The sequence below is a fragment of the Vagococcus vulneris genome, from assembly GCF_003950515.1.
Taxonomy (GTDB): domain Bacteria; phylum Bacillota; class Bacilli; order Lactobacillales; family Vagococcaceae; genus Vagococcus; species Vagococcus vulneris.
Window position 1 is genome coordinate 153,379 of the sequence record NZ_NGJS01000001.1, and the last position, 26,985, is coordinate 180,363.

Sequence of the window (26,985 nt, forward strand, 5' to 3'; positions counted from 1 at the left end):
ACTACTTTGTCAATGTCTTCTTCCAAGTAAATCAATCAATTTGATTTTATAGTTTTTATGAATCAAATGCTACCACAAAGAAAATACCATATTTTAAAATATCCATAATTCTCAAAAAACCAACAATTAACAATTTATTTTTAGTTTATAATATTTTGGATAACTCACAAAAATTTATGACTTATTTCTAATAACAGGAATTGTTTTATTAATATCAATACTTCTTTCAATAACTAACTGATCTAAAAGACAATTTATTAACAAAAAATCTCCAATTGTTTCATAGTCTAGCGTTCTTAATAAATCTTCTTTAATACAATCATACCATACTGGACATTCTTTAGATGTTTTTTCAGGTAGATAAACTACCATCATCTGATAATAATCTTTTTCAGCAATCAAATAATCTAAATCAACTAGTGAAGTCATCAAAATGTCGGGATGATTAGAGATTTTATTTTTTCCTTTTAATAATCGGCGAATTTTTCGGTCAATATAGCTGAAATAAAATTCCGGATTAACATCCCCAATCTTTTGATATATCTTCTGATATTTGGAAGGTATCTGTTCTTCATTAATAGATAAATGGTTAAAATAATCATTTAAATCGTATCGCTCAGAAATAACTGGTTGATGAAAAACATCCCATTTATAGAGAATACCGTCACGCGTTGATAGTTGATTGGGATATTTTTCCCATCGTTGGATAAATTCATTGGTTTCAAAAAGTACAACTTTATTTTTGGAAGGAGTTTTAACAAATAACGAGAGCAGCTCTGCAAGGACAAATTGATCATCATCTGACTTTAACTTTTCCTTATCAAACCAAGCTAAGAATTTTTTTTTTTGATTGTTTACACTTTTAATTATTTCTTGACAGCTTTCTTCCAATTCATTGGTTTTAATGTAGGGAATATCCGTCATATATCGACCATGATACCTTTGAAGCAATCCATTTTTAATAAGTACATCTATATGTCGCTCAATATTACTCATACTCGGAAAATAGCGCTTAATATCTCTTAATGTCACTGTATCATCACGATGAGAAACTAAAAAGTCAAGTAGTTCTTTTGGAAAATCAGTTTCTCCATATTCTGCTAGTACCGAATCCTCTTTTAAAATATCCATTTTAAGCATTAGCTTACCTCCTCTGCAAAAAAACTTCCAAGAGAAACACCTCTCTTGGAAGTAATTGAATTTCTAAGCAAATGCATTTGTTAAAGGCGGAACAACTTGTTTCTTACGTGAAACAACACCTTTTAATAATGCTGTATTATTTTCTAATTTAACATTAAATGCAACTTCTACTTTTTCTTTAGGTTCACCGACAACCAATACGACTGAATCGCTATCTAAGATATTCGTAATCACTAAAATAAACATATCGAATCCGTTATCTTTATTTGCTTTAAGCATAGCTGCTTCGACTTCAGTCTGACGAGATAAAACATCTGAGACATCAACAGTATTAACCTGTCCGATTCTTAAATTTTTACCGCCCATCGGAAAACTCTTAGCATCTGAATCAATTAAATCTTCAGCTGATTTGTCTGTTAAGTTCGTTCCGGCTTTCAGCATAGCTAAACCATAAGTATTCAAATCGATATCAGCTAGTTCAGCTAGTTCTTTCGCAGCAGCAACATCTTCTGATGTACATGTAGGTGATTTAAATAGTAAGGAATCAGAAATGATTGCAGATGCCATCAAACCAGCAATTTCTTTAGGAATTGTTACATTATTTTCTTTGAATAATTTTAAAATAATTGTATTTGTACAACCGACTGGTTCTGCACGATAGTATAATGGATTAGCAGTTTCAAAATTAGCAATCCTATGATGATCTACAACTGACAAGACTTCAAGTTCTTTAATATCTGAAACGCTTTGCTGAAATTCATTGTGATCTACAAGCATGACCTGTTTCGTTTCATTTGCTGCTGTTTCAATTATGCGCGGAGCAGCTGTGTTAAAGTAGTTTAAAGCGTAAGCTGTCTCTTCATTGACCGCCCCTAAAGCAACAGCTTCAGTATCGATTCCCAATTTATTTTGTAAGTATGCAAATGCAATAGCAGATGTAATTGCATCTGTATCAGGATTTTGATGTCCAAATACTAATACTTTTGACATAAGTTAATTCCTCCAATTTGTTTTTTCATACTGACATTATAACATAAATAAAGCTGTGCTTACGATATTATTTTTAAACCAATTGTCGCAATAATTATTAATGAAATAAAAAATAAGCGTTTTAAATCTTTTGATTCCCCGTGATAAATAATTCCAAGTATCGCACCACCAGCCGCACCTATTCCTGTCCATATTGCATAAGCAGTACTCATCGATAATTTTGTTATTGCATACGATAATAATAGAAAACTGCATAAGAAAAATATAATTAACCCAAACAGATTAGCTGCTGATTTTTTTTCATTAAAACGATTAATTGCATTAACACCTAACATTTCAAATAAACCTGCTGCGATAAGCGCTGCCCATTCCATTAGTCATTACTCTCCTTTAATTGAGTTGTTTGTTTTAATCCGATTATGCCGATAACCAAAATCAACATTAAGCATATTTTTGATATGGTTACTGGAGTTCCAAAAAAAATACTGTCGACTGTCAAAGTCCCCACAGTCCCAAGGCCGACAAAAACCGCGTAAACTGTTCCTACGGGAATTTTTTCACCAGCTTTAATCATTAACGAAAAACTTAGAAATATAGCTGCAATTGTAACAATCCATTCTAAAGGGGATCCCGCATATTTTAAGCCAATTACCCACAACACTTCAAAAATTGCAGCAACAATAATCATTACCCACTCTTTCTTCAATCTAATTTTCCTCCCTAATTATGTCTACAAAAAAAAGCCTGAGAATTATTTATTCAATAACTCCCAGGCTTTTATCCTTCCGTGTCATAGCAGAAAGCTGCCATGGTTTTCTCTCGGTCCAGACTGAAAAAATTTCACGGAACCCTAGAAAACTTGACTATTAATTTTTCAATATATATGTTAGTATATCCAACTATTGCAATTAAAGCAATAGTTGACGACTTTCTATCTTGTTAAATATTTTTTATAATCATCGACATGTAAAAGTTTTTTTGCATTTTCAACTCTCTCTTGCGAAGGGGTAGGTATTCCTTCTAATGGGTATTCTAACCCCATATCTTCCCACTTAAACAGCCCCATTGTATGATAAGGTAAAACTTCAACTTTATCAACATTATTCAATGACTTTATAAATTCATCCAATCGAATCAAATATTCATCATAGTCTGTTCTTTGCGGAACCAATACATGTCTGATCCAAACAGGTTGATTGCGTTCAGATAAATATTTTGCCATTTCTAAAATATTATCATTTGTATTCATTGTTAAAATTTTATGACCGTCGTTATCAATATGTTTAATATCAAATAGTAGAAGATCAGTATAATTCAAAAGTTCTTCAAATTCACTAAAGAATGGTTCATCGTAAGTGAATGGTTTTCCACATGTATCAATCGTTGTATGAATTCCTAAAGCCTTAGCCTTTTTAAACAGTTCAGTTATAAACTTAGGTTGAAGTAACGGTTCACCGCCACTAACAGTTATCCCACCGTCTTTACCCCAATAAGTTTTATACTTTAAAGCCTCCGCAAGAATTTCATCAGGAGTTACCTCTTTGCCTCCCCCTATCTTCCATGTATCAGGATTATGACAAAATTGGCATCTCATTTTACATCCTTGCATAAACACAATAAACCTTACACCTGGTCCATCTACTGTACCAAAGTTTTCTGTTGAGTGAATTCTACCCGTTACTTGTTCTGTCATAATGTCCCATCCCTTTATCTAAAAAGGAGATGACGATGTAACACGTCATCCCCTTCAATAATTTTTTTACATTCTTTCGTGTGCTGTACGTGAGATAACATCTGCTTGTTGTTCAGGAGTTAAGTCACGGAATTTAACAGCGTAACCTGATACACGAATTGTTAAGTTTGGATATTTTTCAGGATGTGCTTGAGCATCCAATAATAAATCTTTAGTAAAGACGTTTACATTTATATGGTATCCGCCATTGTCAAAGTATCCATCTAACACGTTGCGTAAGTTAGCAATACGTGTATCGTCATCCTTACCTAAACCATTAGGGTTAATTGTTTGTGTATTTGAAATACCATCTAAAGCATTAGAGTAATCTAAGCGTGCAGTAGAGTTTAATGATGCTAATAAACCGTTCTTTTCACCTAAATATTTTCCATCTTGATAGCTTGGGTTTGCACCTGGTGCTAACGGTTTTCCTCCGCGGCGTCCATCAGGAGTGTTACCAGTACCTTTACCATAAACAACATTTGATGTAATTGTTAATAATGATGTAGATGGTGTTGAATTACGATAAGTATGTTGACGTTTGATTTGAGTCATGAAGTATTCTAAAATCCAGTTTGCCATTGCATCAGCTTCAGCATTATCGTTACCATAAGTTGGGAATTCTTTTGTTGGTACATAATCTACAGCTAAACCATTTTCGTCGCGAATAACTTCTACATGACCGTGTTTAATTGCCATAATACTATCAGTCGCATGAGAAATACCTGCAATACCAGTTGCAAATGTACGTTTTAAGTGAGTATCCATAAATGCTAATTGCGGTGCTTCATAAGCATATTTATCATGCATGAAGTGAATAACATTTAATGTATTTACATACAACTCTGCTAACCAATCTAAGATATCTGTAAATTTAGACATAAATTCATCATATTCTAAAACTTCGCCAGTCATTGGACGGAATCTTGGAGCAACTTGAACCTTAGTCATTTCATCAACACCGCCGTTAATTGCGTAAAGAACAGCTTTAGCCAAGTTTGCACGAGCTCCGAAGAATTGCATATCTTTACCGATAACTGTTGCAGATACACAACAAGCAATACCGCAATCATCTGAACCCCAGTTAGAACGTAATAAGTCATCATTTTCAAATTGAATTGATGAACTTTCTTTAGCAATACGAGAAGCAAAAGTTCTGAAACCTTCTGGTAAATGAGAAGAATAAAGTACTGTCAAGTTAGGTTCTGGAGATGGTCCCATATTTGTTAATGTATGTAAAATACGGAAATCATTTTTTGTAACTAATGAACGACCATCAAGACCCATACCGGCAACACATAAAGTAGCCCAAATTGGATAACCAGAGAATAACTGATTATATTCAGGTGTACGTGCAAATGTTACCATACGTAGTTTCATAATTAAGTGGTCAATTAATTCTTGTGCTTCAAATTCTGAAATAATCCCTTTTTCAATATCTCGTTGAATATAAATATCTAGGAATGCAGAGATACGTCCGATTGACATAGCTGCTCCATTTTGTGATTTAATAGCAGATAGATAAGCAAAGTACAACCATTGAATTGCTTCTGCAGCATTTTCTGCAGGTTCAGAAATATCAAAACCGTAATAAGTTGCCATCTCTTTAATAGCATTTAAAGCTTTGATTTGATCTGATACTTCTTCACGTAAACGAATAACATCATCTGACATTACTTTATTACCAACATTAGAAAGATCTTTTTTCTTTTCAGCAATTAAGAAATCCATACCATATAATGCTAAACGACGATAATCACCAATGATTCGTCCACGTCCATAAGCATCTGGCAAACCAGTAATAATTTTATTTTTACGTGCTGCTCTCATCTCTGGAGTATAAGCATCGAATACACCTTGATTATGTGTTTTTCTCCAGTCAGTGAAGATTTTTGACATTTCTTCATCAACTTCATATCCATTAGCAGTTAAAGCATGATTAGCCATATTAATCCCACCAAATGGCATAAATGCTTGTTTTAAAGGAACATCTGTCTGCAAGCCGACAATTTTTTCTTCATCTTTAATTAAATATCCAGGTTCATGAGAAGTAATCGTAGCAGGAATATTGTTATCCATATCGTAAACACCATTGTGTTCATGTTGAACTTCAAATAATTCTTGCAATCTACCCCATAATTTATCAGTGCTTTCTGCCGGTCCTTCTAGGAACGAGTCATCTCCACGATATTCTGTGTAGTTCTTTTGAATAAAATCACGAACGTCTACACTTGATTCCCATTTTCCACCTTTAAAGCCATCCCACTGTTTTCTCATGATGAGAAACCTCCTTAAGTTTGTTTCGTTTTTAGCGTTTTAGTTTTTTATTTATCTTTTAACAAATTCAGTATAACACAAATACAATCGTTTTCAAGTGTTCTAGTTAAAAAAAATACAATATATGTTAAAAAAAATACAATGGCAGCAAAACATTGTAATATAGGGGTTTAAATGTTTTTGATACCGGTATCAATTCTGTTTTCAACTTCAAGAAAACTGTACTATAACAGTGCTCTTTGTGAAATAATTATATAGAACACAAAAAAACACTCACGTTTGTGTAAGTGTTTTCCTAGTTTATTTATTCTCTGTTTTGTAATGTAACAGTTGTTACATTAGCTTCTGTATACAATGATCCGTTTGACTGGCGATCAGTTATCGGAATTTTTTTTATTTCAATTAAATATTCCTTATTTTCCTCATCAGATAATTTAATTTTTGAATGTTCGCTGGTTATAAAAGCATTTAAAACTCGATGGGGATTTGATTTTAGCTCTCGCATAATCATCAAACCTCGTTTAGCCCTGCTTAATTTACTGATATCATTAACTTTCATTCGCTTTAATCCGCCCCGATTTGTCGCGATAGTTAAAATCGATTCTGCGCCACGCACAACTAGTAAACCTGCTGCTACAAAATCACCATCTTTTAAATTAATAGCTTTGACGCCAGCAGCTTTCGCACCAACGCAAGGCACTTCATCTAAATCATACAAAAGACCATATGCTCGATTTGTGATTAGCAGAACATCCATCTTCTCTTGTTTATCGATTAACTCTGCCGTAATAACAATGTCATCATCTGACTTTAATTTCATGGCCATCGTTGACCGACTTTTATAGGTACGCCATATATCAAAATCCGTCATTTCAGACTGTTTAATCATTCCGTCTCTAGTAATGAAAACAAATCTTTTTTGGTTTTCTAATTCTGTGTAAGGGAATACAGAAAGTATCTGTTCATTAGCAGTAAAATTATTAATGCTTTGAGAAAGATGTTCCCCAACCTCTTTCCAGCGTTTATCAGGTAATTCATGAACAGGACGATAAATCATATTTCCTTTTGTTGTCACTATCAACAACTGGTCATGTGTATTCAGCTGATTGCTGAATACAATAAAATCTGTTTCCTTCATATCCATTTCATCATCTTTTGAAGCATTAAACGAGCGCAAGCTACTTCTCTTAACATAACCTTCTTTAGTCACACAAACCATCACATCTTCTTGCGGAATTAATACAGACGCTTCAATCGTAATTTCTTCAATTTCTTCTTCTAACTTAGTTAGACGCTGTTTTGTATATTTTTTCTTAACTTCTCTAAGTTCTTGTTTCATTAATTTAAATAGTTCTTTTTCATCATTTAAAATATTTTTTAAATAAGCAATTTGTTTATTTAAATCTTCAGCTTCAATTTTTAATGCTGTAATATCTGTATTGGTTAGTCGATACAACTGAAGGGAGACAATAGCTTCAGCTTGTACTTCGGTAAAATCAAAAGATGTCATTAAATTATGTTTTGCATCTTTTTTATCTTTACTTCCTCTGATAACACTGATCACTTGATCAAGAATAGATAATGCCTTAATTAGACCATCAACAATATGCAGTCGTGTTTTTGCTTTATTTAATTCAAACTGACTTCGTTTACGGATTACCTGCTGACGATGCTCAATATAGGCTGATAAAATTATCTTTAATCCTACTTGTTCAGGTCGAGAAGCATGAATAGCCACCATATTAAAATTGTAATTTATCTGTAAATCAGTATTCTTTAAAAGATAGTTCAAAATACCCGAAGCATCCGCTTCTTTTCGTAACTCGATAACAATTCTTAATCCAGTTCTATCACTTTCATCTCGTACCTCAGATATACCCTCAATTTTTTTATTTAAACGTATCTCATCAATTTTTTTGACTAAATTTGCTTTGTTGACCTCATAAGGAATTTCGGTTACAACAATTTGTTCTCTACCGGCTTTTAATGGTTCTATTTCCGTTTTTGACCGTAAATTCACTTTACCTTTACCAGTTTCATAAGCCTTCCTCAACTCTTTTTTACCTTGCAAAATCCCCCCAGTCGGGAAGTCTGGTCCTGGTACAAATTCCATCAATTTATCTAAACTTGCATTTGGATGATCGATTAAATACACTGTACCATCAATAATTTCAGCTAAATTATGTGTTGGAATTTCTGTAGCATAACCTGCGGATATTCCTGTAGAACCGTTCACTAATAAATTCGGATATTTAGCTGGCAAAACGGTCGGTTCTTTTTCAGTATCATCAAAGTTCCAAACCATCTCAATGGTTTCTTTTTCAATGTCTTTCAACAATTCGTCACTAAGTTCTGATAATCTTGCCTCAGTATAACGCATTGCTGCTGGCGGATCTCCATCCATACTTCCGTTATTCCCATGCATTTCAATTAAAGGTTCCCTTAACTTCCAGTCTTGGCTCATACGCACCATAGCTTCATAAATACTGCTATCACCATGCGGATGATAATTTCCCATAATATTACCAACTGATTTCGCAGATTTTCGAAATGCTTTATCAAATGTATTACCATCGTTATTCATCGAAAATAGGATTCGTCTTTGCACCGGCTTCAGTCCATCACGGATATCTGGAAGAGCCCGTTCTTGAATAATATATTTAGAATAGCGCCCAAAGCGATCTCCCATCACTTCTTCAAGCGTTAATTCTTGAATTCTTTGATGTTCAGTCATCTAATTCTCTCCTATCATGCCGATTAATCAAATAAACTTATTTCTTGATTATCTGAGTTATTCGTTGCTGCTGTATGAATTGCTGTATCGTCATGGTGTTCTAAAATACTGCCATCTTCTTCCAAAGTAAATTGAACATACTTTTCAATCCACTTTCTTCGAGGCTCTACTTTATCACCCATGAGAGTTGTCACTCGACGCTCAGCCATTGCAGCATCTTCAATTTTTACACGAATTAAAGTTCTGGTTTCCGGATCCATTGTCGTTTCCCACAATTGCTCTGCATTCATTTCACCCAACCCTTTATAACGCTGAAGCATATAGCCCTTGCCCATAGATTTAGTAACAGAAGTCAATTCTTCATCTGTCCAGGCGTAATTAATATTAGCCTTTTTACCGGTTCCTTTTTGAACTTTATAGAGAGGTGGCAGTGCTATATAGACTTTACCAGCTTCAACCAAAGGCTTCATGTAACGATAGAAAAAGGTCAATAAAAGCACTTGAATGTGCGCGCCGTCAGTATCCGCATCAGTCATAATAATAACTTTATCATAATTACAATTTTCTACGTCAAAATCAGCTCCAACACCTGCTCCGATAGTGTAAATCATCGTATTGATTTCTTCATTTTTTAAGATATCCTGCAGTTTAGCTTTTTCTGTATTAATTACCTTTCCGCGCAAAGGCAGGATAGCCTGAAACTTTCGGTCCCTGCCTTGCTTAGCCGAGCCGCCCGCAGAGTCACCTTCGACCAAATATAATTCATTTTTTTGAGGATTTTTTGTCTGAGCCGGTGTAAGTTTCCCTGAAAGTAACGCTTCACCTTTGCGTTTCTTCTTGCCATTACGACTGTCTTCTCGAGCTTTTCTAGCGGCTTCTCTTGCTTCTCTTGCTTTAATTGCTTTTCTGACGAGCATCTGGGACATATCACTATTCTCTTGTAAAAAGAATCCTAACTGCTCGCTGATCGAACCTTCTACAGCAGCTCTTGCTTGAGGAGTTCCTAATTTTCCTTTTGTTTGACCTTCAAATTGAAGCAGATTTTCAGGAATCCTAACAGAAATAATAGCAGTTAAGCCTTCTCTGAAATCACTACCCTCTAAATTTTTATCTTTCTCTTTCAATAAACCGGTCATCCTAGCATAATCATTAAACGATTTTGTCAATGCCGATTTCATACCAGTTTCATGCGTTCCACCATCTTTAGTCCGAACATTATTAACAAAAGACAGGGTATTCTCAGAATAACCATCATTATATTGACAGGCAAACTCAATTTCAATAGAATCTTTCTCACCAGCAAAATAGATAACAGGAGTTAAATTATCTTTACCTTCATTTAAATAGGTAACAAACTCCTTAATTCCTTCATCATAATGAAATACTTCAACTAAATCTGTCCGTTCATCTGTTAATGTTATTTTAACTCCTTTTAGTAAAAAAGCTGTTTCTCGTAAACGCTCTGCTAACGTATCATAAGAAAAAATAGCTGTTGAAAAAATAGTTGTATCCGGTTTGAAAGTTATTAGTGAACCATTTTTTACAGATTTTGAGACTTTTTTCCGCTCAACTTTACCAGTAACATGTCCACCATTTTTAAAAGAAAGTTTAACTTCTTCGCCATCTCTGACTGTTTCTACGGTTAATTCACTTGATAATGCATTAACAACGCTTGCTCCAACGCCATGAAGGCCGCCGGAAGTTTTATATCCTCCTTGACCAAACTTCCCACCTGCATGAAGAATCGTGAAAATGACCTCGATTGTCGGTTTGCCAGAAGTATGCATCCCCGTCGGCATTCCTCGTCCGTAATCACGAACGCTGATACTGTTGTCTTTATGAATGATTACATCAATTTGGTTCCCATACCCCGATAAAGCTTCATCGACAGCATTATCAAATATTTCAAATACCAAATGATGAAGTCCCTTAGAATCTGTCGAACCTATATACATTCCCGGACGCTTTCTAACAGCATCTAATCCTTCTAACACCTGGATAGATGAATCGTCATATTGTTTTTGAATTTCTTTTGCCATTATTTTCTCCTTTACAAAAAAATAAATTATAAAAAAGATAAATCATTATGTGAAAATACAATTTCTAGATACTTTCATAACAAATGATGCAAAAAAAAAGCAACTTTGTTGAAAGTTGACACGTATAACCTTTAAATAATGACCTACGAAGTTTATCTTATAATAATTCAATCCAACTTGCAAAGTTTTTTAAATCCTAAGAGAGTTCATTTTTTATGTAATATTTAATATAATAAGGTTACATCGAAATTTATGACAAAGTATAATCGGTCTCATCTTCATAAAAAAAACAAAGTGGTAATCTACACATTTTTATATGAGTTGATCTGATTATTCTGATAATCTCTAGATTCATCTTAGGACTGTTTGCATATCGAAAATTTATTAGAGGATTCTTTTATCATTAACTGGTGTTAGCCAATTATTATTTCACCTTTTAATAACCAATAAAAACAGCGTAACTAAGTTACTGTCACACTGTTTTTCGTTATTTCAATATTCGATCATCACCAAACCATTTTTCACTAATTTTCTGAGCTTGACCGTCTTTAATTGCCTTTTCCAAACCAGTATTAATCACTTCTACTAACTCTTTATTGTCTTTGGCCACACCGACAGCAAAATCTTCTTCTGCAAAATCAGTTGGCAGTATTATATAGTCAACTTGGTCTTCCTGTTTAGATACATAATACTCCGCGAATACCTTATCAATAACCAAACCATCGATTCTTTTTGCCTTTAAATCAATAAACGCTTCTGTAAATGATGGGAATAATACAGCTTCTTGGTTTTTCACATTATTTTTTAACAGTTCAGGTTTTTTGTCAAAAGATTCTTGACCACTAGACCCTTCCTGCAGCCCTACTACTTTATCCTTCATCTGTGCTAAGTCTTTAATACCGCTATCTTTCCTCACAACTAAAACTTGTTCATTTTTTAAATAATAGTTACTGAAATCAACTTGTTTCTTGCGTGCATCTGTCACAGTATAGCCATTCCAAATGACATCAATTGTACCATTCTTTAATTCTGACTCTTTTAAGGACCAATCAATTGGTTGAATTTTCGCCTTTAGACCTAATTCTTTTGTGACAACATTAGCTAAATCAATATCAAATCCGACTAATTTATCCTGTTCATCTCTAAAACCCATTGGGACAAAAGTATCATCCACACCAATAATTAATTCACCGCGCTTTTTAATTGCTTCATAACTTTGCTGTTTACCTTGGGACCCGCAAGCTGTAAAAATCGTTACTCCAAAAATAATTCCGACAAGAACCACTAACTTTCTTCTTATGTTTTTTCTCATCTCTATTTCTCCTTTTCTATTTAATTGGCTCTACTTCTATCAGTTTATCTGCTACTTGTTTTGCAAAATTCATATCGTGCGTCACAATCAGCTGTGTCATACCACTTTTACTTAACTCTTTAATTGTTTTCGTCACATCTGTTACTAACGATGGATCCAGTGCGCTTGTCGGCTCATCGTAGCAAAGGATACTAGGATTCATCAACAAGGCACGAACAATTGCTACTCGCTGTTTTTGCCCTCCCGATAGATTTACGGGATAGTAAGCTTGATGATTTTCTAATCCAAATTCTTTTAAAAATTCTATTGCACGTTTCTTAATAACCGCTTTATCTTCGTCTTTTTTTAATAACGGTGCCGTCATAACATTTTCTAGTACGGTCAAATGTGGAAACAAATTAAAGTCTTGAAATACTATACCAATTCGACCCCGATTATTTTTGGGATCTACTTCATGCCCATTAATCATAATCGTTCCGCTGTCTAATGATTCTAAACCTGATATACACCTCAATAAAGTGGTCTTACCACCGCCAGATGGTCCAACAAAAACGACGATTTCACCATCATTAATCGACAAGTTAAAATCTGAAATAATTCTTTTATCTGCATATGACTTGTTTAACTGACTGATAGTTATCATATTATATACCTCGTTTCATTCTTTTTTGTTCTATATAATTAAGCAACAGCGTCATGACACCTGTCAGAATTAAGTAAATAATACCTACGACAATCAGCGGAACAATACTGGCTTCCCGTTGCATGGCGATCCGTCCAGCTTTCATAACATCGCTTAAACCTAACGCATAAATAAGAGATGTATCTTTGACTAAAGTAATAACTTCGTTAGATACCGATGGAAAAATTATTTGGAAAACTTGCGGTAAAATAATTTTAAATGTGGTCTGATTTTTAGAGATACCTAATACTTGGGCTGCTTCATATTGACCATTGGGAATCGATTGAATACCACCTCTAAATATTTCAGCAAAATATGCTGAGTAGTTAATAACAAACGCTATCAGTACCGCGATCACCCTACTTTCAATGATAATCCCCATAAATGGTAATCCAAAGAAGACAAAAATTAATTGTAGCAACAACGGTGTGCCACGAATAATCCAAATATAGACGCCAATTAAACTCTTTAGTAATTTCGGCCCCTTTGCACTGGCAAAACCAATTAAAATCCCTAATGGTAAAGATGTTATTAATGTTAATAAAAAGACGAGCAGTGTCATCTTTGTCCCTTCTATAAGCGCCGGTAAAATTTTTACGATTAACTCCATTTGGTTTCCTCCTTAAAATAAAAAAAGCCCTCTTGGCAGATTGCCAAGAGGACGAGCATTAACAATGTCGTGGTCCCACCTCATATTCGCTAAGTCAAAAAACTTAACCTCAAGACACGATAACGAGTGAACCGATAAATTCTACTATTCATTCAAATTTATATCTCCGAGGTGTGTTCAATGACTAGTCGTGACCTTTTTACAGCAACCAAAGGCTCTCTATACACGATGATTAATCAATTACTTGTCCTCATTACAGATGATTTTCATTTATTTTCAAGCATTGTTCAATAATTTGACGACATAAAACAAAAAAGTCCTCTTGGTTATTACCAAGAGGACGAGCATTAACATGTCGTGGTCCCACCTCATATTCGTTAAGCCGAAAAGACTTAACCTCAAAACACGATAACGGGCGCCCGGCTTAACCTACTTGATTTCAGCTAAACTTCTCAAAGGTGTGTTTATTATTTAGGGATGGTCTTCTTCCACCAAACGAAGACTCTCTATACATCTGACTAAATAATTACTTGTCCTTTTCATTGATTTGCTTGATTAATTTAAATTAGAATACCATGATAAAAAACAGTTGTCAATACTTATTTGTTTAATTCGATTTTAATGCAACGATTCATCACAATATCGTTTCGATTATGATTTTGCAGATATGTAGCAGCTTCATCGCTTTCGATGCCCAGCTGTGCCCAAAACACCTCAGCATCTGTCTTTACAAAATCTTCTGCTATTTCAGGCAACGCATCGCTTCTTCTGAAAATATCTACAATATCGATTTTTTCTGGTACTTCCATCAAAGAAGCGTACACCTTTTCATTCAGTACTGTTTGACCTGCTATCATCGGATTTACTGGAAAAATTGTATACCCCTTTTGTTGCAGCAATTCCGCAATTTGGTAACTTGTTCTGTCCGGCTTATTGCTTAGTCCTACAATTGCAATATTTTTTGCTTCTTTCAAATATGTTTTTATGGTTGCATCACTCGGATTTACAAAAGACATGTTAAAGACCTCCATATTATTTTAATATCGCAATCATAGCGTTAATTTTTTTAAAGTGCAAGCAATTAAATTGTATTGTTGCCTTTTAATTTTCATGGTAAAATTAGACTTGTCGTTAAGGAGGCAGTCATCGTGAAAGTTATGTTACTTCTTTTTCTAGCCTATATTTTAGGCTCCATTCCTTCTGGAGTTTGGGTAGGAAAATTATTTTACAACAAAGATATTAGAAATTTTGGTAGCGGTAATATGGGAACTACTAATACTTTTAGAGTTTTAGGAAAAAAAGCTGGAATCATTGTCCTAATCATGGACATAGCCAAAGGGGCCGCTGCAACATCATTACCGATTTGGTTTGGTCTTGACGTTAATCCTTTATGGTTTGGTGTCCTCGCCATTCTAGGTCACACATTTCCAATCTTTATTGATTTTAAAGGCGGCAAAGCGGTTGCTACAAGTGCTGGTATGTTATTAGGATACAGCCCGACTTTCTTTATTTACTCTGCTAGTATATTTGTCATTTTACTCTTTCTAACTAGCACTGTTAGTCTATCAAGTATGATCAGTGCTATTCTAATTACAATCTCAACAGTTGTAATTCCGCTGATTTTTCCTGATATTTTAGCTGAACAAAATTGGCTTTTAACTACACTTGCAATTATTATTACACTGTTTATCATTTACCGTCACCGCGATAATATCAAACGTATTAAAGATGGCACTGAAAGTCGAATTCCCTTCGGATTAAAAAGCTCAAAAAAACAAGATGCTAATTAATGCATCTTGTTTTTTTCATTTATATAATCTTGTGCCACCTGATAATCACCTTTATAAGGTACATCTTTGCCATTTTTCTTTTGATATCGATCCTGGCCCTTACCGGCTAATATAACAACATCTCCAGCAGCCGCTAAATCAATTGCCTTTTTGATAGCCTCTTCTCTATCCAAAATAATAAACTGCTTTACCTCCGGATTATAGATAGCCTCTGAAATTTCATTAATAATTTTTTTAGGATCCTCAAATTGCGGATCGTCTTCAGTCAACACTACTGTATCTCCTAATTCAGATAAAGCTTTTCCAAAATCTTTCCGGCGTGATACCCCTTTATTACCTGTACTACCGATAACCGTAATAATTTTTCCATCCGGATACTCTTTTTCAGCAAAACTTAATAAGTTTTTTAAGCTATCATAATTATGAGCATAATCCACATAAATATGTTCACCTTCTGTACCTAAAACATGCTCCATTCGACCTGGCACTTTGGCCGCTTTTAGTCCTTTAGCTGAATCTTGCTTTGAAGCCCCCGCCATGTTAGATACAATCAGACTTGCTAGCGCATTATCTTTATTAAAATCTCCACGTAACTGAAGTCTATACTCACCAGTAATATTTATTTGCGAATGATTTGACGATGACACATGAAAAGTTAAAGCATCAACATCAGGCTGCCAATAAAAGTCAGCATCAGGCTTATGACCATAGGTAACATAAGGTTTTCCGTAAGCATCTGCTGTTTCAATCAATAAAGTAACGTCTTTTGTCTCCTTAAATATAACAACTTTTTTTGCCTGCTTAATTAATTGCCGCTTGCAATAATAATAATCATCAAATGTTGGATGCTCAATTGGTCCAATATGATCCGGAGAAATATTCATAAAAATACCAATATCAAAAACCAAACCATAGGCTCGTTTTACTTTATATGCTTGAGAGGACACTTCCATGACCATGTGTGTCATTCCATTCGTAACAGCTTCTGCCATCATTCGATACAAATCCAATGATTCCGGTGTTGTTAATTCAGATTTAAAAAATGTTTTACCATCTAATGTTGTGTTCATAGTTGAAAGCATTGCAACTCTTTGATTCGTCGTTTGATCTAAAATAGCTTTAGTAAAATAAGAAGCCGTTGTTTTTCCTTTAGTTCCTGTATAACCGATTAATGTTAATTTATTTTGAGGGTAATCATAAAAAGCCATACTTAATAGTGCCAAAGCCTCTCGAATATCAGTAACAATAATCCCTAAGTCGGCTGTAACATCATAAGGGTTTTCTGAAATATAATAATTCAAACCTTTTTCTAAAATTGCTGTTTCCAAATATTCTTGTTTAAAAGATAATCCTTTACAGAAAAATAATGATTCTGCGCCAACTTGACGTGAATCATAAGTTATATGATAAAATGTTCTATCTTCAACTGGAAGTTGAAAATACCATTTACCTTGATGAACATATTCTTTAATCAAGCCTGAATTAAAAAGAATTGATTCAATTTGTTTTAATGATAACGACATCATGTAACACCTCTACTTTAAGTTTGGTTTATTATAACATAAGACGGCAATCTTATTAAGATGACCGTTCAAATAAAAAAGAATCAAGATAAAGTGATCACCTGCTTTATCTTGATTCAGCGTCTAGTTTTTAGCTTTGTATAATAGATAGGTTTTATCCCACTCTGCAAATTGACTATGATCAGCAACTAAATCATAATTTTTCTGGATATTCTCTGGAACAGCTTTATCAGGTGTCTCACCAAAATTTATCCTACACACAACAAATTTTATAGTCTTATTGTCAACCGCTTTATTTTGTGTTTCCATCATTTCTGGTAAGTATTCATCGCTGATATTCTGTCGTTCAAAATAATAAACTGTTGGTACTATGTTAGCAGCCTGATAAAAACCTTCGTCTAAAGCACCGTAGTTCAACAGTGTGGGCTCTTTTTCTTTATTCATTATTCTAGCAAATTTTTCCTGTGCAAAGGAATGATCCTTCGTATTAAACGTCAACGACCGATTATTAGGAAAGAAAGTAGAATATTTGAAATTTCCATTTAAACCAAAAACGAGGATTAGACTCAACAGACCGGTAAAAATCCATTGTATTTCTGTTAATGTCTTTGCTTTTACATAAGTCAATGCCCACAGAATACTTAAACATGCAAACGGCATCAAGATTAAGAAATAATAACTAAAATCTTTACCCCCATAAAACGTGCTGATAATTAATGTGAAAAAAGTTGCACAGTAGATAAACAAACTTTCATAATCACTGAACAGTCTCTTGGTCAAGCAAGTAACGGCTAGACCAAAGCCTAATGTCACCGTTAAAATTTGATTGCCGATTACTCTTCCAGAAAAAATACGGACTGCGTTTAAAATATTACCTATTAAACCGCTTGTTTCATTATTTGGATAGAGCGAAATATTAGCATAAAAGTAATTAAAAATTAATTGATTTAACCCGCCGAGAACCGAAAAATATGCGACAATCAACATACTGACAACAATAAACATCAACAAGAACCAAACCAGTGAATTTACAGCTTGATAGGTTCGCTTTTTTAGTAAAAGAATAATAAACAAGGCTATGTAAAAACCTAAGTAACCGCCAACCATAGTAAATTTCACCCAAAATAAATAAGAAAAACCTAATCCTGCTAAAATGTAATCACGGTTTGTCAGAACATAATCGGTGTGTTGTAATTTTACAATTAAATAAATCAGAAAAACAACCGGTACGAATGCAAACTCTTCGGCGCTTCCTCCCATCTTAAAAAAAGGACTCATCAACAACAAAGTGTAACTTAAGAAAACGAACACTAAGCTCTTACTTTTGTCTAAATAAAAGCGAGCAGTTTTAAAGAGTAGCATAGATACCCAAGCTAAATTGACTACTTCTAAAAAGTAAATACCATGATAACTGGGTGAAAGTTTCGAGGCTATCATAAAAACCAGATATAATAAAGGACCTTTCTGTTCAAATAAGTCACGATAAGGGATCTTCCCATGCCCCCAAGATTTCCCCATTGTCAGGAAAGCATTTAAATCGACCCAATCATTGTATCGATAAATAGGCGAATTCTTGCTTGCTATTAATAAAAAAATTGCAGATGTTAAAAAAAACACTAAAAAAAGCAACATTCCTAGTGACGGTTTCCACTTTCTTATCGTTTGATTATTACTTCTCATAATCCTTAACCTCGCGCCCATTTAAGTTCGTCTCGATGATAAAACGCGGACGATGTTTCACCTCAGAATAAATTTTACCGATATATTCTCCCACAATTGAGATTCCTATCAACTGCACGCCGCCAATCAGCCATATACTCATGATAGTTGATGCCCAACCGGTGTCTGTGTTGCCGCTGATTTTTTGATATAACGTATAAAATACATAAATTAGTCCAATTAATGTTGTTAATAATCCAAGATTTCGTACAAAGCGAATCGGCATGATAGAGAATGAAGAAATACCTTCCATTGCAAAACTAAGCATTTTTTTTAAAGGATACTTCGACTCGCCAGCTGCTCTTTCGTTTCTCGAGTAATGTACTTTGGCCGACGGGTAGCCGACCAGCGGAACCATGCCCCGCAAAAACAAATTCTCCTCTTTAAACTGAAGTAACGTTTTTACAGCTCGTTCACTCATCAGACGAAAATCAGCATGATTTGGAACCATGTTTATCCCAATTCGCTGCATAAAAGCATAAAAACCGTTAGCTGTTATACGTTTAAAAGCAGTGTCTGTATCACGATTATTACGTACGCCATAAACGACATCGTTTCCTTCATAATATGCATCTACCATTTTAGGAATTGCAAAAATATCATCTTGCAAATCAGCATCAATACTAATAATCATATCTGAATATTCAACAGCTGTCGCCATACCTGCTAAGACTGCATTTTGATGTCCAAAATTACGACTAAATTTTATACCGTTATAATGAACTGAATCACTATTATTTAATTTACTAATCACTTGCCATGTTTTATCTTTACTGCCATCATCAACAAATAAAATTGAACTATCTTCAGTAATTTTATTGTCTTTAATCATATTTAAAATTAATTTGTGTAATTCCTTGCTAGAAATAGGTAAAACTTCTTCTTCGTTATAGCAAGGAACAACTATCGTCAACTTCGCTATTGTCATTTTACATCCTCCAAAAATTTCCATCATAAAATATTATAGCATTGCTAGTACTTAGTTCATAGTTTTTTTGAAAAATCTACCAAAAAAAAATTTTGTTTTCATCTATCTACAGCAAATTATTGGATTATCTAATTTATAACTGTTACAATCTGTTTGTACGACTATTAATTATTTTAGGAGGTTTCATGATGAAAGTTATTGTCTTAGGTTCTTCACATGGCGGTTTTGAAGCAGTTGAAGAATTATTACTAACTCATCCTGACGCAGAGATCCAATGGTACGAAAAGGATGACTTTATTTCATTTATGGGTTGAGGTACCCAACTATATCTTGAGGGAGCAGTTAAAGATGTGAATTCTATTCGCTATATGACTGTTGAAAAGATGCAAAAACGTGGGGTCCACGTTTTTAACAATCACGAAATTCTATCTCTTGATGCCAAAAACCATCAAGTAGAGGTTATAAATCATAAGACGGGCGAAAAACGCACCGAGTCTTACGATAAGATTATTTTAAGCCCTGGCGCTACACCATTTATCCTACCTGTTCCGGGAAATGATTTAAACGGCATTGAAACTATGAGAGGTCGCGGAGATACTATTCAATTAAAAATGAAAAGTGTTGATCCTGACATTGAAAATGTTGTTGTCGTCGGCAGCGGTTATATCGGCATTGAAGCAGCTGAATCATTTGCATTAGCAGGAAAAAATGTAACGGTTATTGATGTCATTGACCGTCCGCTAGGTACTTATTTAGATAAAGAGTTTACTGACATTCTTGAAAAAGAAATGACGAATAATGGTATCCACTTAGCAATGGGTGAAATGGTGAAAAGTTTTGAAGGATCAGATAAAATTCAAAAAGTTATTACCGATAAAGGTGAGTACACAGCTGATTTAGTTGTTATGTCTGCAGGTGTTCGACCAAATACTGCATGGCTAAAAGATTCCATTGAGTTATTGCCAAACGGAATGATCAAAACAGATGAATATATGCAAACAAGCGAACCTGACGTATTTGCTATTGGTGATGCTACTTTAATCCAATACAATCCTGGTGAAACAACCGTTAATATCTCATTAGCCAGCAACGCCCGTAAACAAGGTCGTTTTGCAGCTAAAAACATTGATGGTCCTAAGTTTGCCTTCCCAGGTGTACAAGGTTCTTCAGCGTTACGGGTTTTTGACTATAAATTTGCATCAACTGGTGTTAATGCACTTATGGCTGATAAATTAAAGATGACCGTTCGTTCTGTTCTTATTGATCAAGATACTTTAATGGACTTTATTCCCAAATCAATGAAAACAAACGTCATGTTTAAATTATATTACTCACCAGAAACACATCAAATACTTGGGGCTCAAATCATGTCCAAAGAAGATTTGACTCCTTATATCCATTCTATTTCGATAGCTATTCAGACTAAATTTACTATTGATCAATTGGCTTATGCCGATTTCTTCTTCCAACCAGAATTTGATACGCCTTGGAATCTATTAAATTTAGTCGGCTTAAAAGCCTTACAGCAAGAAAATTAAAAAAAAACGCCTGAATTCAGGCGTTTTTTTAATTACTTTCAATATCTCTTATATACCTAGCAGGTGTTCCCGCGACAATGACATTGTCCGGAACATCTTTTGTAACAGTTGAGTTGGCTGCAACAATTGCGTTTTTACCGATAGTTACTCCTGGCATCACAACAGCAGAGGCTCCAATCCAAGCACCTTTTTTTATATGAATAGGTGCTGTAATAACCCCTCTTCGATCTTCCGGATTCTCAAAATGATTCACTGTTAACAGACTCACTCTCGGACCGATAAGTACCCTGTCATCGATAGTAATCCCACCAAGGTCAACAAACATAGCATCACGATTAATAAAAATATCTTTACCTAGTTTTATATGCCGACCAAAATCTGTCAAAAAAGGTAATAAGACATCAACGCTATCGTCAATAGGACAATGAGTAATACGCGCTAAAATAGCACGTGTTTCATCTTTATCATGATATCCTGTATTCAATTCCGCCACAAGCCGATTATTTTCCGTTTGTATAGCAGTAATAGCCTGCAATTCTTTACTATTCGCTTTTATGCTCTTAACTGTCATTGTAAACACTCCTTATTATTAGTTGATAGATATAGTATAGTTCGGTATATTGTACATAACAAATACATATATATTATCACAAAGTATAACCAATAGTTATGGAGGATGTTTTATGGAATTACGCCTTATTGAATATTTTTTAGCAGTTGTCGAACAACAATCAATTACTAAAGCAGCTGATAAACTGCATATTTCTCAACCTGCTTTATCAAAGCAAATAAAACTCTTAGAAGAAAGTTTAAATGTTAAACTTTTTCACCGCGGAAATCGTCAGATCCATTTGACAAGTGAAGGACGCTATCTTGCTTCTAAGGGAAAGGACATTCTAGATTTAGTAAGTAAGACAACTAATAATCTTCAAGCACATAGTGACTTAGTTGGAGAAATAAGTATTGGAGCCGGAGAAACTAAATCTATCAAACTTATTGCTAAAGCAATAAATCATCTACGAGCTGCATTCCCTCTAATTACAATAAAACTTTATAGTGGAAATGCTGATGATGTGATAGAAAAACTTGACAACGGTTTGATTGATTTTGCGCTTACTATTGATCCAGTCAATAAACAGCACTACTCCTTTATCCCCCTAATGACGACTGATTTATGGGGAATTATAACGAAAAGAAATAGTACCTTAGGAAAAAAAGAAGAAATAACATCCAGTGATTTGTTAAATGAACCACTGCTTATTTCATCACAATCACTCGTCCAAAATAACTTGTCAGAATGGCTAGGTCTCAATATCAACCATCTTAATATAGTTGGCACCTATAATCTACTATACAATGCTGCACAATTAACTAGTCAAAATACAGCACACACTCTTTGTATTGACGGAATTATAAATACAGAAAATAGCGATATTATTTTTATACCTTTATATCCCGAAGTTAGAGTCCCTCTTAACGTTATTTGGAAAAAGAATGGTCAATTGTCAAAACCATGTGAGTTATTTCTTGATTACTTAGCTAATGAAATTAAAAAAACAGACAGCTTAAAAAAACTGTCTGATTATGTGTTATTTCCCATTGTAAACCGGGAATTTCGCTGAATCTCCGTAACTGTCTAATTTCTTGATATGTTTTAATTTTTCCATATCACCGTCTGAAATGATAAAGTCAACAGCAGCATTATCTTTCATATGCTCAGGATTTCCTGTCTTGGGCAACACTACAGTATTTAACTGTAAATCATATCGGATACATAATTGTGGAACTGAGACATGATATTTATCAGCCATCTCTTTAATTAACGGATCTTTTAGTGTTTCACCATGTGCTATCGGTGAATATGATTCAACTAATATATTATTTGACTGACAAAAATTAATGACATCCATTGGTGTATTACTAATATGGCACAAAACTTGATTGACCATCGGTACAATATTACAGTTTTCTATAATATTTTCCAAATCATCAATCAAAAAGTTGGAGACACCGATAGCTCTAACTTTTCCTTCTTTATACGCTTCTTCTAACGCACGCCAAACATTGATATTTTCTTTAAAATAACGTTTGTCTCCCCTAAACTCATCCCAAGGCTGAGGGCTATGAATCAACATTAAGTCAATATAATCCAAGTCCATCTCTGTTAAAATATCACTAATTGACTGTTTAGCTGACTCGAAAGTTTTAGCATTAGCAGAAACTTTTGATGTTATAAAGAGCTGTTCCCTATCTATACCGCAATTTCTGATTCCTTGCGCTACTTCAAATCGACTGTCATATGCTTGTGCTGTATCGATTAACCGATATCCGATTTTAACTGCAGATTCAACAGCAAAAGCAGCTTTATCTTCTGGAATCAACCAAGTACCAAGTCCTAATTTAGGAATTAATATCCCATTATTTAATTGAAAATTTTCATCAAAAATCATATTAACATCTCCTTAAAGATCATTATACACCTCATCAGGCACAGATTCACACCATTCGCTTTTTCCCGAAGTGATAGCTATATGAGAAAACCAACTATCTTTCGCAGCACCATGCCAGTGTTTAACACCATCTTTAATTGAGACAACATCGCTGGATTGTAATTTTTGAGCTGGTTTTCCTTCTTCTTGATACCATCCACTACCGTTTGTCACCAATAAAATATTGTGCATACGTATCATTCTTACTACCAATTGGAAATATCTCATTTTTTAAATCTTCTTTGTCCATTCTATATTACCCCACTCTCATTATTAATCCTTGTAAACTTCTTTAGCCGCATTAAATGCCGACCAAGCTTTCGGCCATCCAACATAAAATGATAAATGTGTAATAACTTCTGCTATCTCTTCTTTCGTAATGCCATTATCTTTACCTATAGCTAAATGTGCCGGAAGTTGTTCCAAATTGCCACCAGAAATTAATGCAGAGATTGTAATCAGACTTCTTTGAAGAGCACTTAATTCGTTCTCTCTTGACCAAACTTCACCAAAAAGAACATCATCATTTAATTCTGCAAATTTAGGTGCAAATTCTCCCAAGTTATCTCGTCCTGCTGTTTGTTTTTTCATCACCATTACCTCCTAAAAAATGACACAAATTGTAACTTCATTACACTGTAATAGTAAAACTGATTAATTATGTCGTCTAATACTTTTTCTATACAGTGCTATGCCTTGAAAACATGGCTAACATTTGAAAAAAATTTTTCTGCTGGTGCAGTCAGCAAGCAATTCGCTTTAATCTCCGGATAAAAAGGAATAAATACCAGATCATCATCAAGAATTGCAACTGCAGAGCCGACACACGATTGAACTAACGGAAGTATGTTAAATGTTAGATTAAACGTCCCTCGAATATTTAAATCAGAAATTTTCGAACAGAACAGTATCTAATTCTTCTTCTAACTCCTTCAGTTGACGACTCAGTGTAGGTTGTGTAATATTTAATAACTTTGCTGCTCCAGAAATAGATCCCTCTTTAATAATTGCTAAAAAATAGTTTAGTCGTCTTAAGTCCATGTCATCAGTTCCTATAAAGTTTACATAATATATTTATTTGTTTTAATAAACTAATAAATATTAAAATGAATATAAATATAAGTGATAGAATGATTATTGATTTAGATAAAGTTGCAAAATTAATATTCAACCGCAATATTTCTGCAAACGAACTAGCTGAAAAAGTTGGTATGTCACATCGAACAGTTTTAACTTATCGTAACAAAGAACACGATTTAAAAAAATGAGCGTAGAACACACATTAGAATTTCAAAATTACCAAGATGAATTAGAATTTAATAAACATCTTAACCATGGATTATATAGGATAAGACATTGTTATCAATGTTTATGACAAATGATGAATACTTCGTATTTCATGAGAATGTCACTAAACATCCGATTCCATAACTTGATAAAATCGACATTTTTAAACAAATAATCCATTTCCTTATAAATAGTATTGATCATGATAGTCTTAATGGTGACACAATAGATGTTCCGTTAAAACCTGAATGGTTAACAAACACGATAAATTTAAAACTAATCATCTCCAAGAACGATGAGAGTATCAAATTTTACAACAGACTATAACAAAAAAACCGCACAAGAATTTTTTCTGTACAGTTTTTTTACAATTCTTGACTTAACTTCTCAATCTTTGCTTTAAATTCTTCACGGTCATCCCCATCATAATCATTTAAAAGTTCGTATGCATCCTTCAAAAGATGACGACGATCTGGCTGCTGCATTTCGCGTTGTAATTCTTCATAATCATCAGCAGTTGCATTTTTCATTAAATCGATTAAATAATCTAAATTTTCTTTGATTTTTTTTTCATTTTTCAAAAGCCATCCCTACTCCCTATTTTATCTCTTACTATTCATTATTATACGCTCAATTTTTAATAGCGTCATTTTTTTATACAGATATTAAATAATACTCTCATAAATTGAAGATATCTTTTAGTTCAATCTTTAAAGTTAAAAAGTTTTAAATTAATCACTACAGAATACTATCCTATACATTAATCTATTGATAATCCGCTTAAATTTTTCATGTCTATAAATTCATTTTTAATGGAAAAATGTAAAAAAGTTGACCCATCATAAGTTATCCTTTTAATTAAGGAAAAACAAATGACAGGCAACTTTTTTACTTCTTAAACGATTTATAAATTCAATTACTTCTTAGGTTCGTCCTCATCCATCTTCGATACCGCCAACCATAGCCTAAAGCCTGGTATATCAACATCGGAAACATCAATAATGGCTCGTGACAACCAATTGACAGCATAAAAATGAGAAAAAATTAAATATCAAACTTCGTGAATTCATCCGCGAGTGTTTGATTAGTTTCTGGATATAGATGGCCATATTTATCTAAGGTAGTTTTTATGGAAGAATGACCTAATCGCTTTGATATCGCATAAATATTTTTATTGTGTTCAACTAAAAAAGCAACATGTGAGTGTCTTAATCCATGCATGTGTATTGGTTTTACTCCAGCAAGCTCTGACAACTTTTTGATACGATTAAGGATTGTACGCGGTGAAGGTGGCAGACCGTCAAACGAGAAGACAAAATCGATATTATCACCAATCGTTGCCTGCATTTCTTTCCACTCTTTCAGTTCCTTAACAGTTTGTTTATCTAAAGTAATTGTGCGGATGCTTGACTTGTTTTTGGTATCAGTAAATTCATAATCTTCTCTTGTACGAATATAAATGGATTTATTGATACTACAGGTCCCTTTTTCCAAATCAAAATCAGACCATTGCAAAGCCAATAATTCTTCACTTCTGACACCTGTTACAAAAACAAAGCGAATTAATCGTTTGTAAAATGATTCTTGAAAATCATTCTGATAAGAGTAATTATAAAAGCTCTTAAATTCATCAACAGTCCAAAAATCGACCTGAGAACGTTCCGTTTTAATTTTTCCTATTGTATCAACCGGGTTCTCCTTGATAACCTCCAGAACAACTGCTCGTTTAAAAACAACTCTCAATTTATTGAACATTTGTTTGACATAATTGTTCGATAAAGGAAGAACAGAGCCATCTTTCCTTTTCACATTACAATTTTCAACAAGATGTTGCTGAAATTCTTGAATATGAATCGGGCGAATATTTTCCATTTGCATCATTCCAAAATAATCGAGTGCACGTTGTAAAATATTATTAGTTTTAACATAAGTCTTTTCAACAGTTCCAAGTCTATACCATGGAAAAAAGTATTTCTCATAGAAGTCATTAAATTTGATTCCTTGTAAGTACACACCTTGCGAATCTGAATAATTCTTTTTTAATTCCTCCAGAGCTTCTTTTGCTTCACGTTGCGTTTTAAACCCTCTTCTTGTTGGTTGAATTCTTTTCCCAAAACGATCATATCCTAAAGTAACACTAAAATACCAAGTCCCTCTTTTTTTATCTTTGTATATATTCGAAACTCTCTTCATCA

Annotated in this window: 24 protein-coding genes, 2 pseudogenes, 1 riboswitch and 2 other annotated features; of the genes and pseudogenes, 4 read left to right on the forward strand and 22 right to left on the reverse strand. The window is 33.9% G+C overall.

The window, feature by feature from the left end; translation table 11 throughout:
• Window positions 1-174: 174 nt before the first annotated feature.
• The 12 genes from CBF37_RS00735 to CBF37_RS00790 all read right to left on the reverse strand — a co-directional run bounded on the left by CBF37_RS00735 (window position 175) and on the right by CBF37_RS00790 (window position 14,532).
• Window positions 175-1,140 carry a DUF1803 domain-containing protein gene (locus CBF37_RS00735; RefSeq protein WP_125982898.1) on the reverse strand — a complete coding sequence of 322 codons (966 nt, stop codon included), beginning with the start codon at window positions 1,138-1,140 and terminating at the stop codon, window positions 175-177.
• 63 nt (window positions 1,141-1,203) lie between these two features.
• Window positions 1,204-2,130, reverse strand: a complete 927-nt coding sequence (locus CBF37_RS00740; RefSeq protein WP_125982899.1) for a manganese-dependent inorganic pyrophosphatase — start codon at window positions 2,128-2,130, stop codon at window positions 1,204-1,206.
• Between the two features lie 59 nt (window positions 2,131-2,189).
• A complete protein-coding gene (locus CBF37_RS00745) occupies window positions 2,190-2,504 on the reverse strand; it encodes a DMT family transporter (protein WP_125982900.1) in 315 nt (104 codons plus the stop codon).
• Entirely contained in the window at window positions 2,504-2,836 is a 333-nt protein-coding gene (locus CBF37_RS00750; RefSeq protein ID WP_125982901.1) for a DMT family transporter, read from the reverse strand. The genes CBF37_RS00745 and CBF37_RS00750 overlap by 1 nt, the downstream gene beginning before the upstream one ends.
• 58 nt (window positions 2,837-2,894) lie before the next feature.
• Window positions 2,895-2,995: riboswitch (guanidine-I (ykkC/yxkD leader) on the reverse strand.
• A 66-nt stretch (window positions 2,996-3,061) separates the two neighbouring features.
• Window positions 3,062-3,823, reverse strand: coding sequence for a pyruvate formate-lyase-activating protein (gene pflA / locus CBF37_RS00755; RefSeq protein ID WP_125982902.1), 762 nt, complete (start codon window positions 3,821-3,823; stop codon window positions 3,062-3,064).
• 66 nt (window positions 3,824-3,889) lie between these two features.
• Window positions 3,890-6,139: a formate C-acetyltransferase gene (pflB, locus tag CBF37_RS00760; RefSeq protein WP_125982903.1), complete on the reverse strand. Its 2,250-nt coding sequence runs from the start codon at window positions 6,137-6,139 to the stop codon at window positions 3,890-3,892.
• Window positions 6,140-6,443: 304 nt separating this feature from the next.
• Window positions 6,444-8,873 carry a DNA topoisomerase IV subunit A gene (gene parC / locus CBF37_RS00765; protein ID WP_125982904.1) on the reverse strand — a complete coding sequence of 810 codons (2,430 nt, stop codon included), beginning with the start codon at window positions 8,871-8,873 and terminating at the stop codon, window positions 6,444-6,446.
• A 23-nt stretch (window positions 8,874-8,896) separates the two neighbouring features.
• Entirely contained in the window at window positions 8,897-10,912 is a 2,016-nt protein-coding gene (parE, locus tag CBF37_RS00770; protein WP_125982905.1) for a DNA topoisomerase IV subunit B, read from the reverse strand.
• A 487-nt stretch (window positions 10,913-11,399) separates the two neighbouring features.
• Window positions 11,400-12,224 carry an amino acid ABC transporter substrate-binding protein gene (locus CBF37_RS00775; protein ID WP_125982906.1) on the reverse strand — a complete coding sequence of 275 codons (825 nt, stop codon included), beginning with the start codon at window positions 12,222-12,224 and terminating at the stop codon, window positions 11,400-11,402.
• A gap of 16 nt (window positions 12,225-12,240) precedes the next feature.
• The gene (locus CBF37_RS00780; RefSeq protein WP_125982907.1) at window positions 12,241-12,867 is read right to left on the reverse strand and encodes an amino acid ABC transporter ATP-binding protein; all 627 of its coding nucleotides are present in this window, start codon (window positions 12,865-12,867) and stop codon (window positions 12,241-12,243) included.
• 1 nt (window position 12,868) lies between these two features.
• Complete coding sequence (locus CBF37_RS00785) at window positions 12,869-13,516, reverse strand: amino acid ABC transporter permease (protein ID WP_125982908.1); 648 nt, start codon at window positions 13,514-13,516, stop codon at window positions 12,869-12,871.
• A 44-nt stretch (window positions 13,517-13,560) separates the two neighbouring features.
• Window positions 13,561-13,782, reverse strand: a binding site (T-box leader).
• A 67-nt stretch (window positions 13,783-13,849) separates the two neighbouring features.
• Window positions 13,850-14,068 (reverse strand) — a binding site (T-box leader).
• A 47-nt stretch (window positions 14,069-14,115) separates the two neighbouring features.
• Complete coding sequence (locus CBF37_RS00790; protein WP_125982909.1) at window positions 14,116-14,532, reverse strand: CoA-binding protein; 417 nt, start codon at window positions 14,530-14,532, stop codon at window positions 14,116-14,118.
• A 132-nt stretch (window positions 14,533-14,664) separates the two neighbouring features.
• Between CBF37_RS00790 and plsY the strand changes: the two genes are divergently transcribed.
• Window positions 14,665-15,306, forward strand: coding sequence for a glycerol-3-phosphate 1-O-acyltransferase PlsY (plsY, locus tag CBF37_RS00795; RefSeq protein WP_125982910.1), 642 nt, complete (start codon window positions 14,665-14,667; stop codon window positions 15,304-15,306).
• Here plsY and CBF37_RS00800 read toward each other — a convergent pair.
• The 3 genes from CBF37_RS00800 to CBF37_RS00810 form a co-directional block, all read right to left on the reverse strand.
• Window positions 15,303-16,829 carry a UDP-N-acetylmuramoyl-L-alanyl-D-glutamate--L-lysine ligase gene (locus CBF37_RS00800; RefSeq protein ID WP_125982959.1) on the reverse strand — a complete coding sequence of 509 codons (1,527 nt, stop codon included), beginning with the start codon at window positions 16,827-16,829 and terminating at the stop codon, window positions 15,303-15,305. The genes plsY and CBF37_RS00800 overlap by 4 nt on opposite strands.
• Before the next feature lie 123 nt (window positions 16,830-16,952).
• Entirely contained in the window at window positions 16,953-18,509 is a 1,557-nt protein-coding gene (locus CBF37_RS00805; RefSeq protein ID WP_125982911.1) for a hypothetical protein, read from the reverse strand.
• Window positions 18,499-19,476 (reverse strand): glycosyltransferase family 2 protein, encoded by a 978-nt coding sequence (locus CBF37_RS00810; RefSeq protein ID WP_125982912.1) that lies wholly within the window; start codon window positions 19,474-19,476, stop codon window positions 18,499-18,501. The genes CBF37_RS00805 and CBF37_RS00810 overlap by 11 nt, the downstream gene beginning before the upstream one ends.
• A gap of 188 nt (window positions 19,477-19,664) precedes the next feature.
• Here CBF37_RS00810 and CBF37_RS00815 point away from each other — a divergent pair, with 188 nt between their 5' ends.
• Window positions 19,665-21,014, forward strand: coding sequence for an FAD-dependent oxidoreductase (locus tag CBF37_RS00815; protein WP_125982913.1), 1,350 nt, complete (start codon window positions 19,665-19,667; stop codon window positions 21,012-21,014).
• Between the two features lie 28 nt (window positions 21,015-21,042).
• On the opposite strand, the gene CBF37_RS00820 is transcribed toward CBF37_RS00815, so the two are convergent.
• Complete coding sequence (locus CBF37_RS00820) at window positions 21,043-21,585, reverse strand: DapH/DapD/GlmU-related protein (protein ID WP_125982914.1); 543 nt, start codon at window positions 21,583-21,585, stop codon at window positions 21,043-21,045.
• A gap of 112 nt (window positions 21,586-21,697) precedes the next feature.
• Between CBF37_RS00820 and CBF37_RS00825 the strand changes: the two genes are divergently transcribed.
• Window positions 21,698-22,636 carry a LysR family transcriptional regulator gene (locus tag CBF37_RS00825; protein WP_125982915.1) on the forward strand — a complete coding sequence of 313 codons (939 nt, stop codon included), beginning with the start codon at window positions 21,698-21,700 and terminating at the stop codon, window positions 22,634-22,636.
• Here CBF37_RS00825 and CBF37_RS00830 read toward each other — a convergent pair.
• The 4 genes and pseudogenes from CBF37_RS00830 to CBF37_RS00850 all read right to left on the reverse strand — a co-directional run.
• Window positions 22,604-23,464, reverse strand: coding sequence for an aldo/keto reductase (locus CBF37_RS00830; protein ID WP_125982916.1), 861 nt, complete (start codon window positions 23,462-23,464; stop codon window positions 22,604-22,606). The genes CBF37_RS00825 and CBF37_RS00830 overlap by 33 nt on opposite strands.
• 12 nt (window positions 23,465-23,476) lie before the next feature.
• Window positions 23,477-23,686 (reverse strand): annotated as a pseudogene (locus CBF37_RS00835) (cupin domain-containing protein); the annotation flags it as partial.
• A 90-nt stretch (window positions 23,687-23,776) separates the two neighbouring features.
• Entirely contained in the window at window positions 23,777-24,097 is a 321-nt protein-coding gene (locus CBF37_RS00840; RefSeq protein WP_125982917.1) for a carboxymuconolactone decarboxylase family protein, read from the reverse strand.
• 303 nt (window positions 24,098-24,400) lie between these two features.
• Window positions 24,401-24,544, reverse strand: a pseudogene (locus tag CBF37_RS00850) (LysR family transcriptional regulator); the annotation flags it as partial.
• 89 nt (window positions 24,545-24,633) lie between these two features.
• Here CBF37_RS00850 and CBF37_RS11560 point away from each other — a divergent pair.
• Window positions 24,634-24,771, forward strand: a complete 138-nt coding sequence (locus CBF37_RS11560; protein ID WP_165866591.1) for a hypothetical protein — start codon at window positions 24,634-24,636, stop codon at window positions 24,769-24,771.
• A gap of 384 nt (window positions 24,772-25,155) precedes the next feature.
• On the opposite strand, the gene CBF37_RS00855 is transcribed toward CBF37_RS11560, so the two are convergent.
• Together CBF37_RS00855 and CBF37_RS00860 are read right to left on the reverse strand one after the other, a co-directional pair.
• Complete coding sequence (locus tag CBF37_RS00855; protein ID WP_125982919.1) at window positions 25,156-25,371, reverse strand: hypothetical protein; 216 nt, start codon at window positions 25,369-25,371, stop codon at window positions 25,156-25,158.
• A gap of 463 nt (window positions 25,372-25,834) precedes the next feature.
• Window positions 25,835-26,983, reverse strand: coding sequence for a site-specific integrase (locus tag CBF37_RS00860; RefSeq protein ID WP_002350249.1), 1,149 nt, complete (start codon window positions 26,981-26,983; stop codon window positions 25,835-25,837).
• Between the last annotated feature and the right edge of the window lie 2 nt (window positions 26,984-26,985).

Coding starts and splice junctions, on each gene's coding strand:
- CBF37_RS00810 (WP_125982912.1), bottom strand. CDS start 19,476: ATGACAATAGCGAAGTTGACGATAGTTGTTCCTTGCTATAACGAAGAA.
- CBF37_RS00785 (WP_125982908.1), bottom strand. CDS start 13,516: ATGGAGTTAATCGTAAAAATTTTACCGGCGCTTATAGAAGGGACAAAG.
- parE (WP_125982905.1), bottom strand. CDS start 10,912: ATGGCAAAAGAAATTCAAAAACAATATGACGATTCATCTATCCAGGTG.
- CBF37_RS00830 (WP_125982916.1), bottom strand. CDS start 23,464: ATGATTTTTGATGAAAATTTTCAATTAAATAATGGGATATTAATTCCT.
- CBF37_RS00825 (WP_125982915.1), top strand. CDS start 21,698: ATGGAATTACGCCTTATTGAATATTTTTTAGCAGTTGTCGAACAACAA.
- CBF37_RS11560 (WP_165866591.1), top strand. CDS start 24,634: ATGATTATTGATTTAGATAAAGTTGCAAAATTAATATTCAACCGCAAT.
- pflA (WP_125982902.1), bottom strand. CDS start 3,823: ATGACAGAACAAGTAACGGGTAGAATTCACTCAACAGAAAACTTTGGT.
- CBF37_RS00820 (WP_125982914.1), bottom strand. CDS start 21,585: ATGACAGTTAAGAGCATAAAAGCGAATAGTAAAGAATTGCAGGCTATT.
- CBF37_RS00745 (WP_125982900.1), bottom strand. CDS start 2,504: ATGGAATGGGCAGCGCTTATCGCAGCAGGTTTATTTGAAATGTTAGGT.
- CBF37_RS00800 (WP_125982959.1), bottom strand. CDS start 16,829: ATGTCGTTATCATTAAAACAAATTGAATCAATTCTTTTTAATTCAGGC.
- pflB (WP_125982903.1), bottom strand. CDS start 6,139: ATGAGAAAACAGTGGGATGGCTTTAAAGGTGGAAAATGGGAATCAAGT.
- CBF37_RS00775 (WP_125982906.1), bottom strand. CDS start 12,224: ATGAGAAAAAACATAAGAAGAAAGTTAGTGGTTCTTGTCGGAATTATT.
- CBF37_RS00780 (WP_125982907.1), bottom strand. CDS start 12,867: ATGATAACTATCAGTCAGTTAAACAAGTCATATGCAGATAAAAGAATT.
- CBF37_RS00735 (WP_125982898.1), bottom strand. CDS start 1,140: ATGCTTAAAATGGATATTTTAAAAGAGGATTCGGTACTAGCAGAATAT.
- CBF37_RS00805 (WP_125982911.1), bottom strand. CDS start 18,509: ATGAGAAGTAATAATCAAACGATAAGAAAGTGGAAACCGTCACTAGGA.
- CBF37_RS00740 (WP_125982899.1), bottom strand. CDS start 2,130: ATGTCAAAAGTATTAGTATTTGGACATCAAAATCCTGATACAGATGCA.
- CBF37_RS00790 (WP_125982909.1), bottom strand. CDS start 14,532: ATGTCTTTTGTAAATCCGAGTGATGCAACCATAAAAACATATTTGAAA.
- parC (WP_125982904.1), bottom strand. CDS start 8,873: ATGACTGAACATCAAAGAATTCAAGAATTAACGCTTGAAGAAGTGATG.
- CBF37_RS00860 (WP_002350249.1), bottom strand. CDS start 26,983: ATGAAGAGAGTTTCGAATATATACAAAGATAAAAAAAGAGGGACTTGG.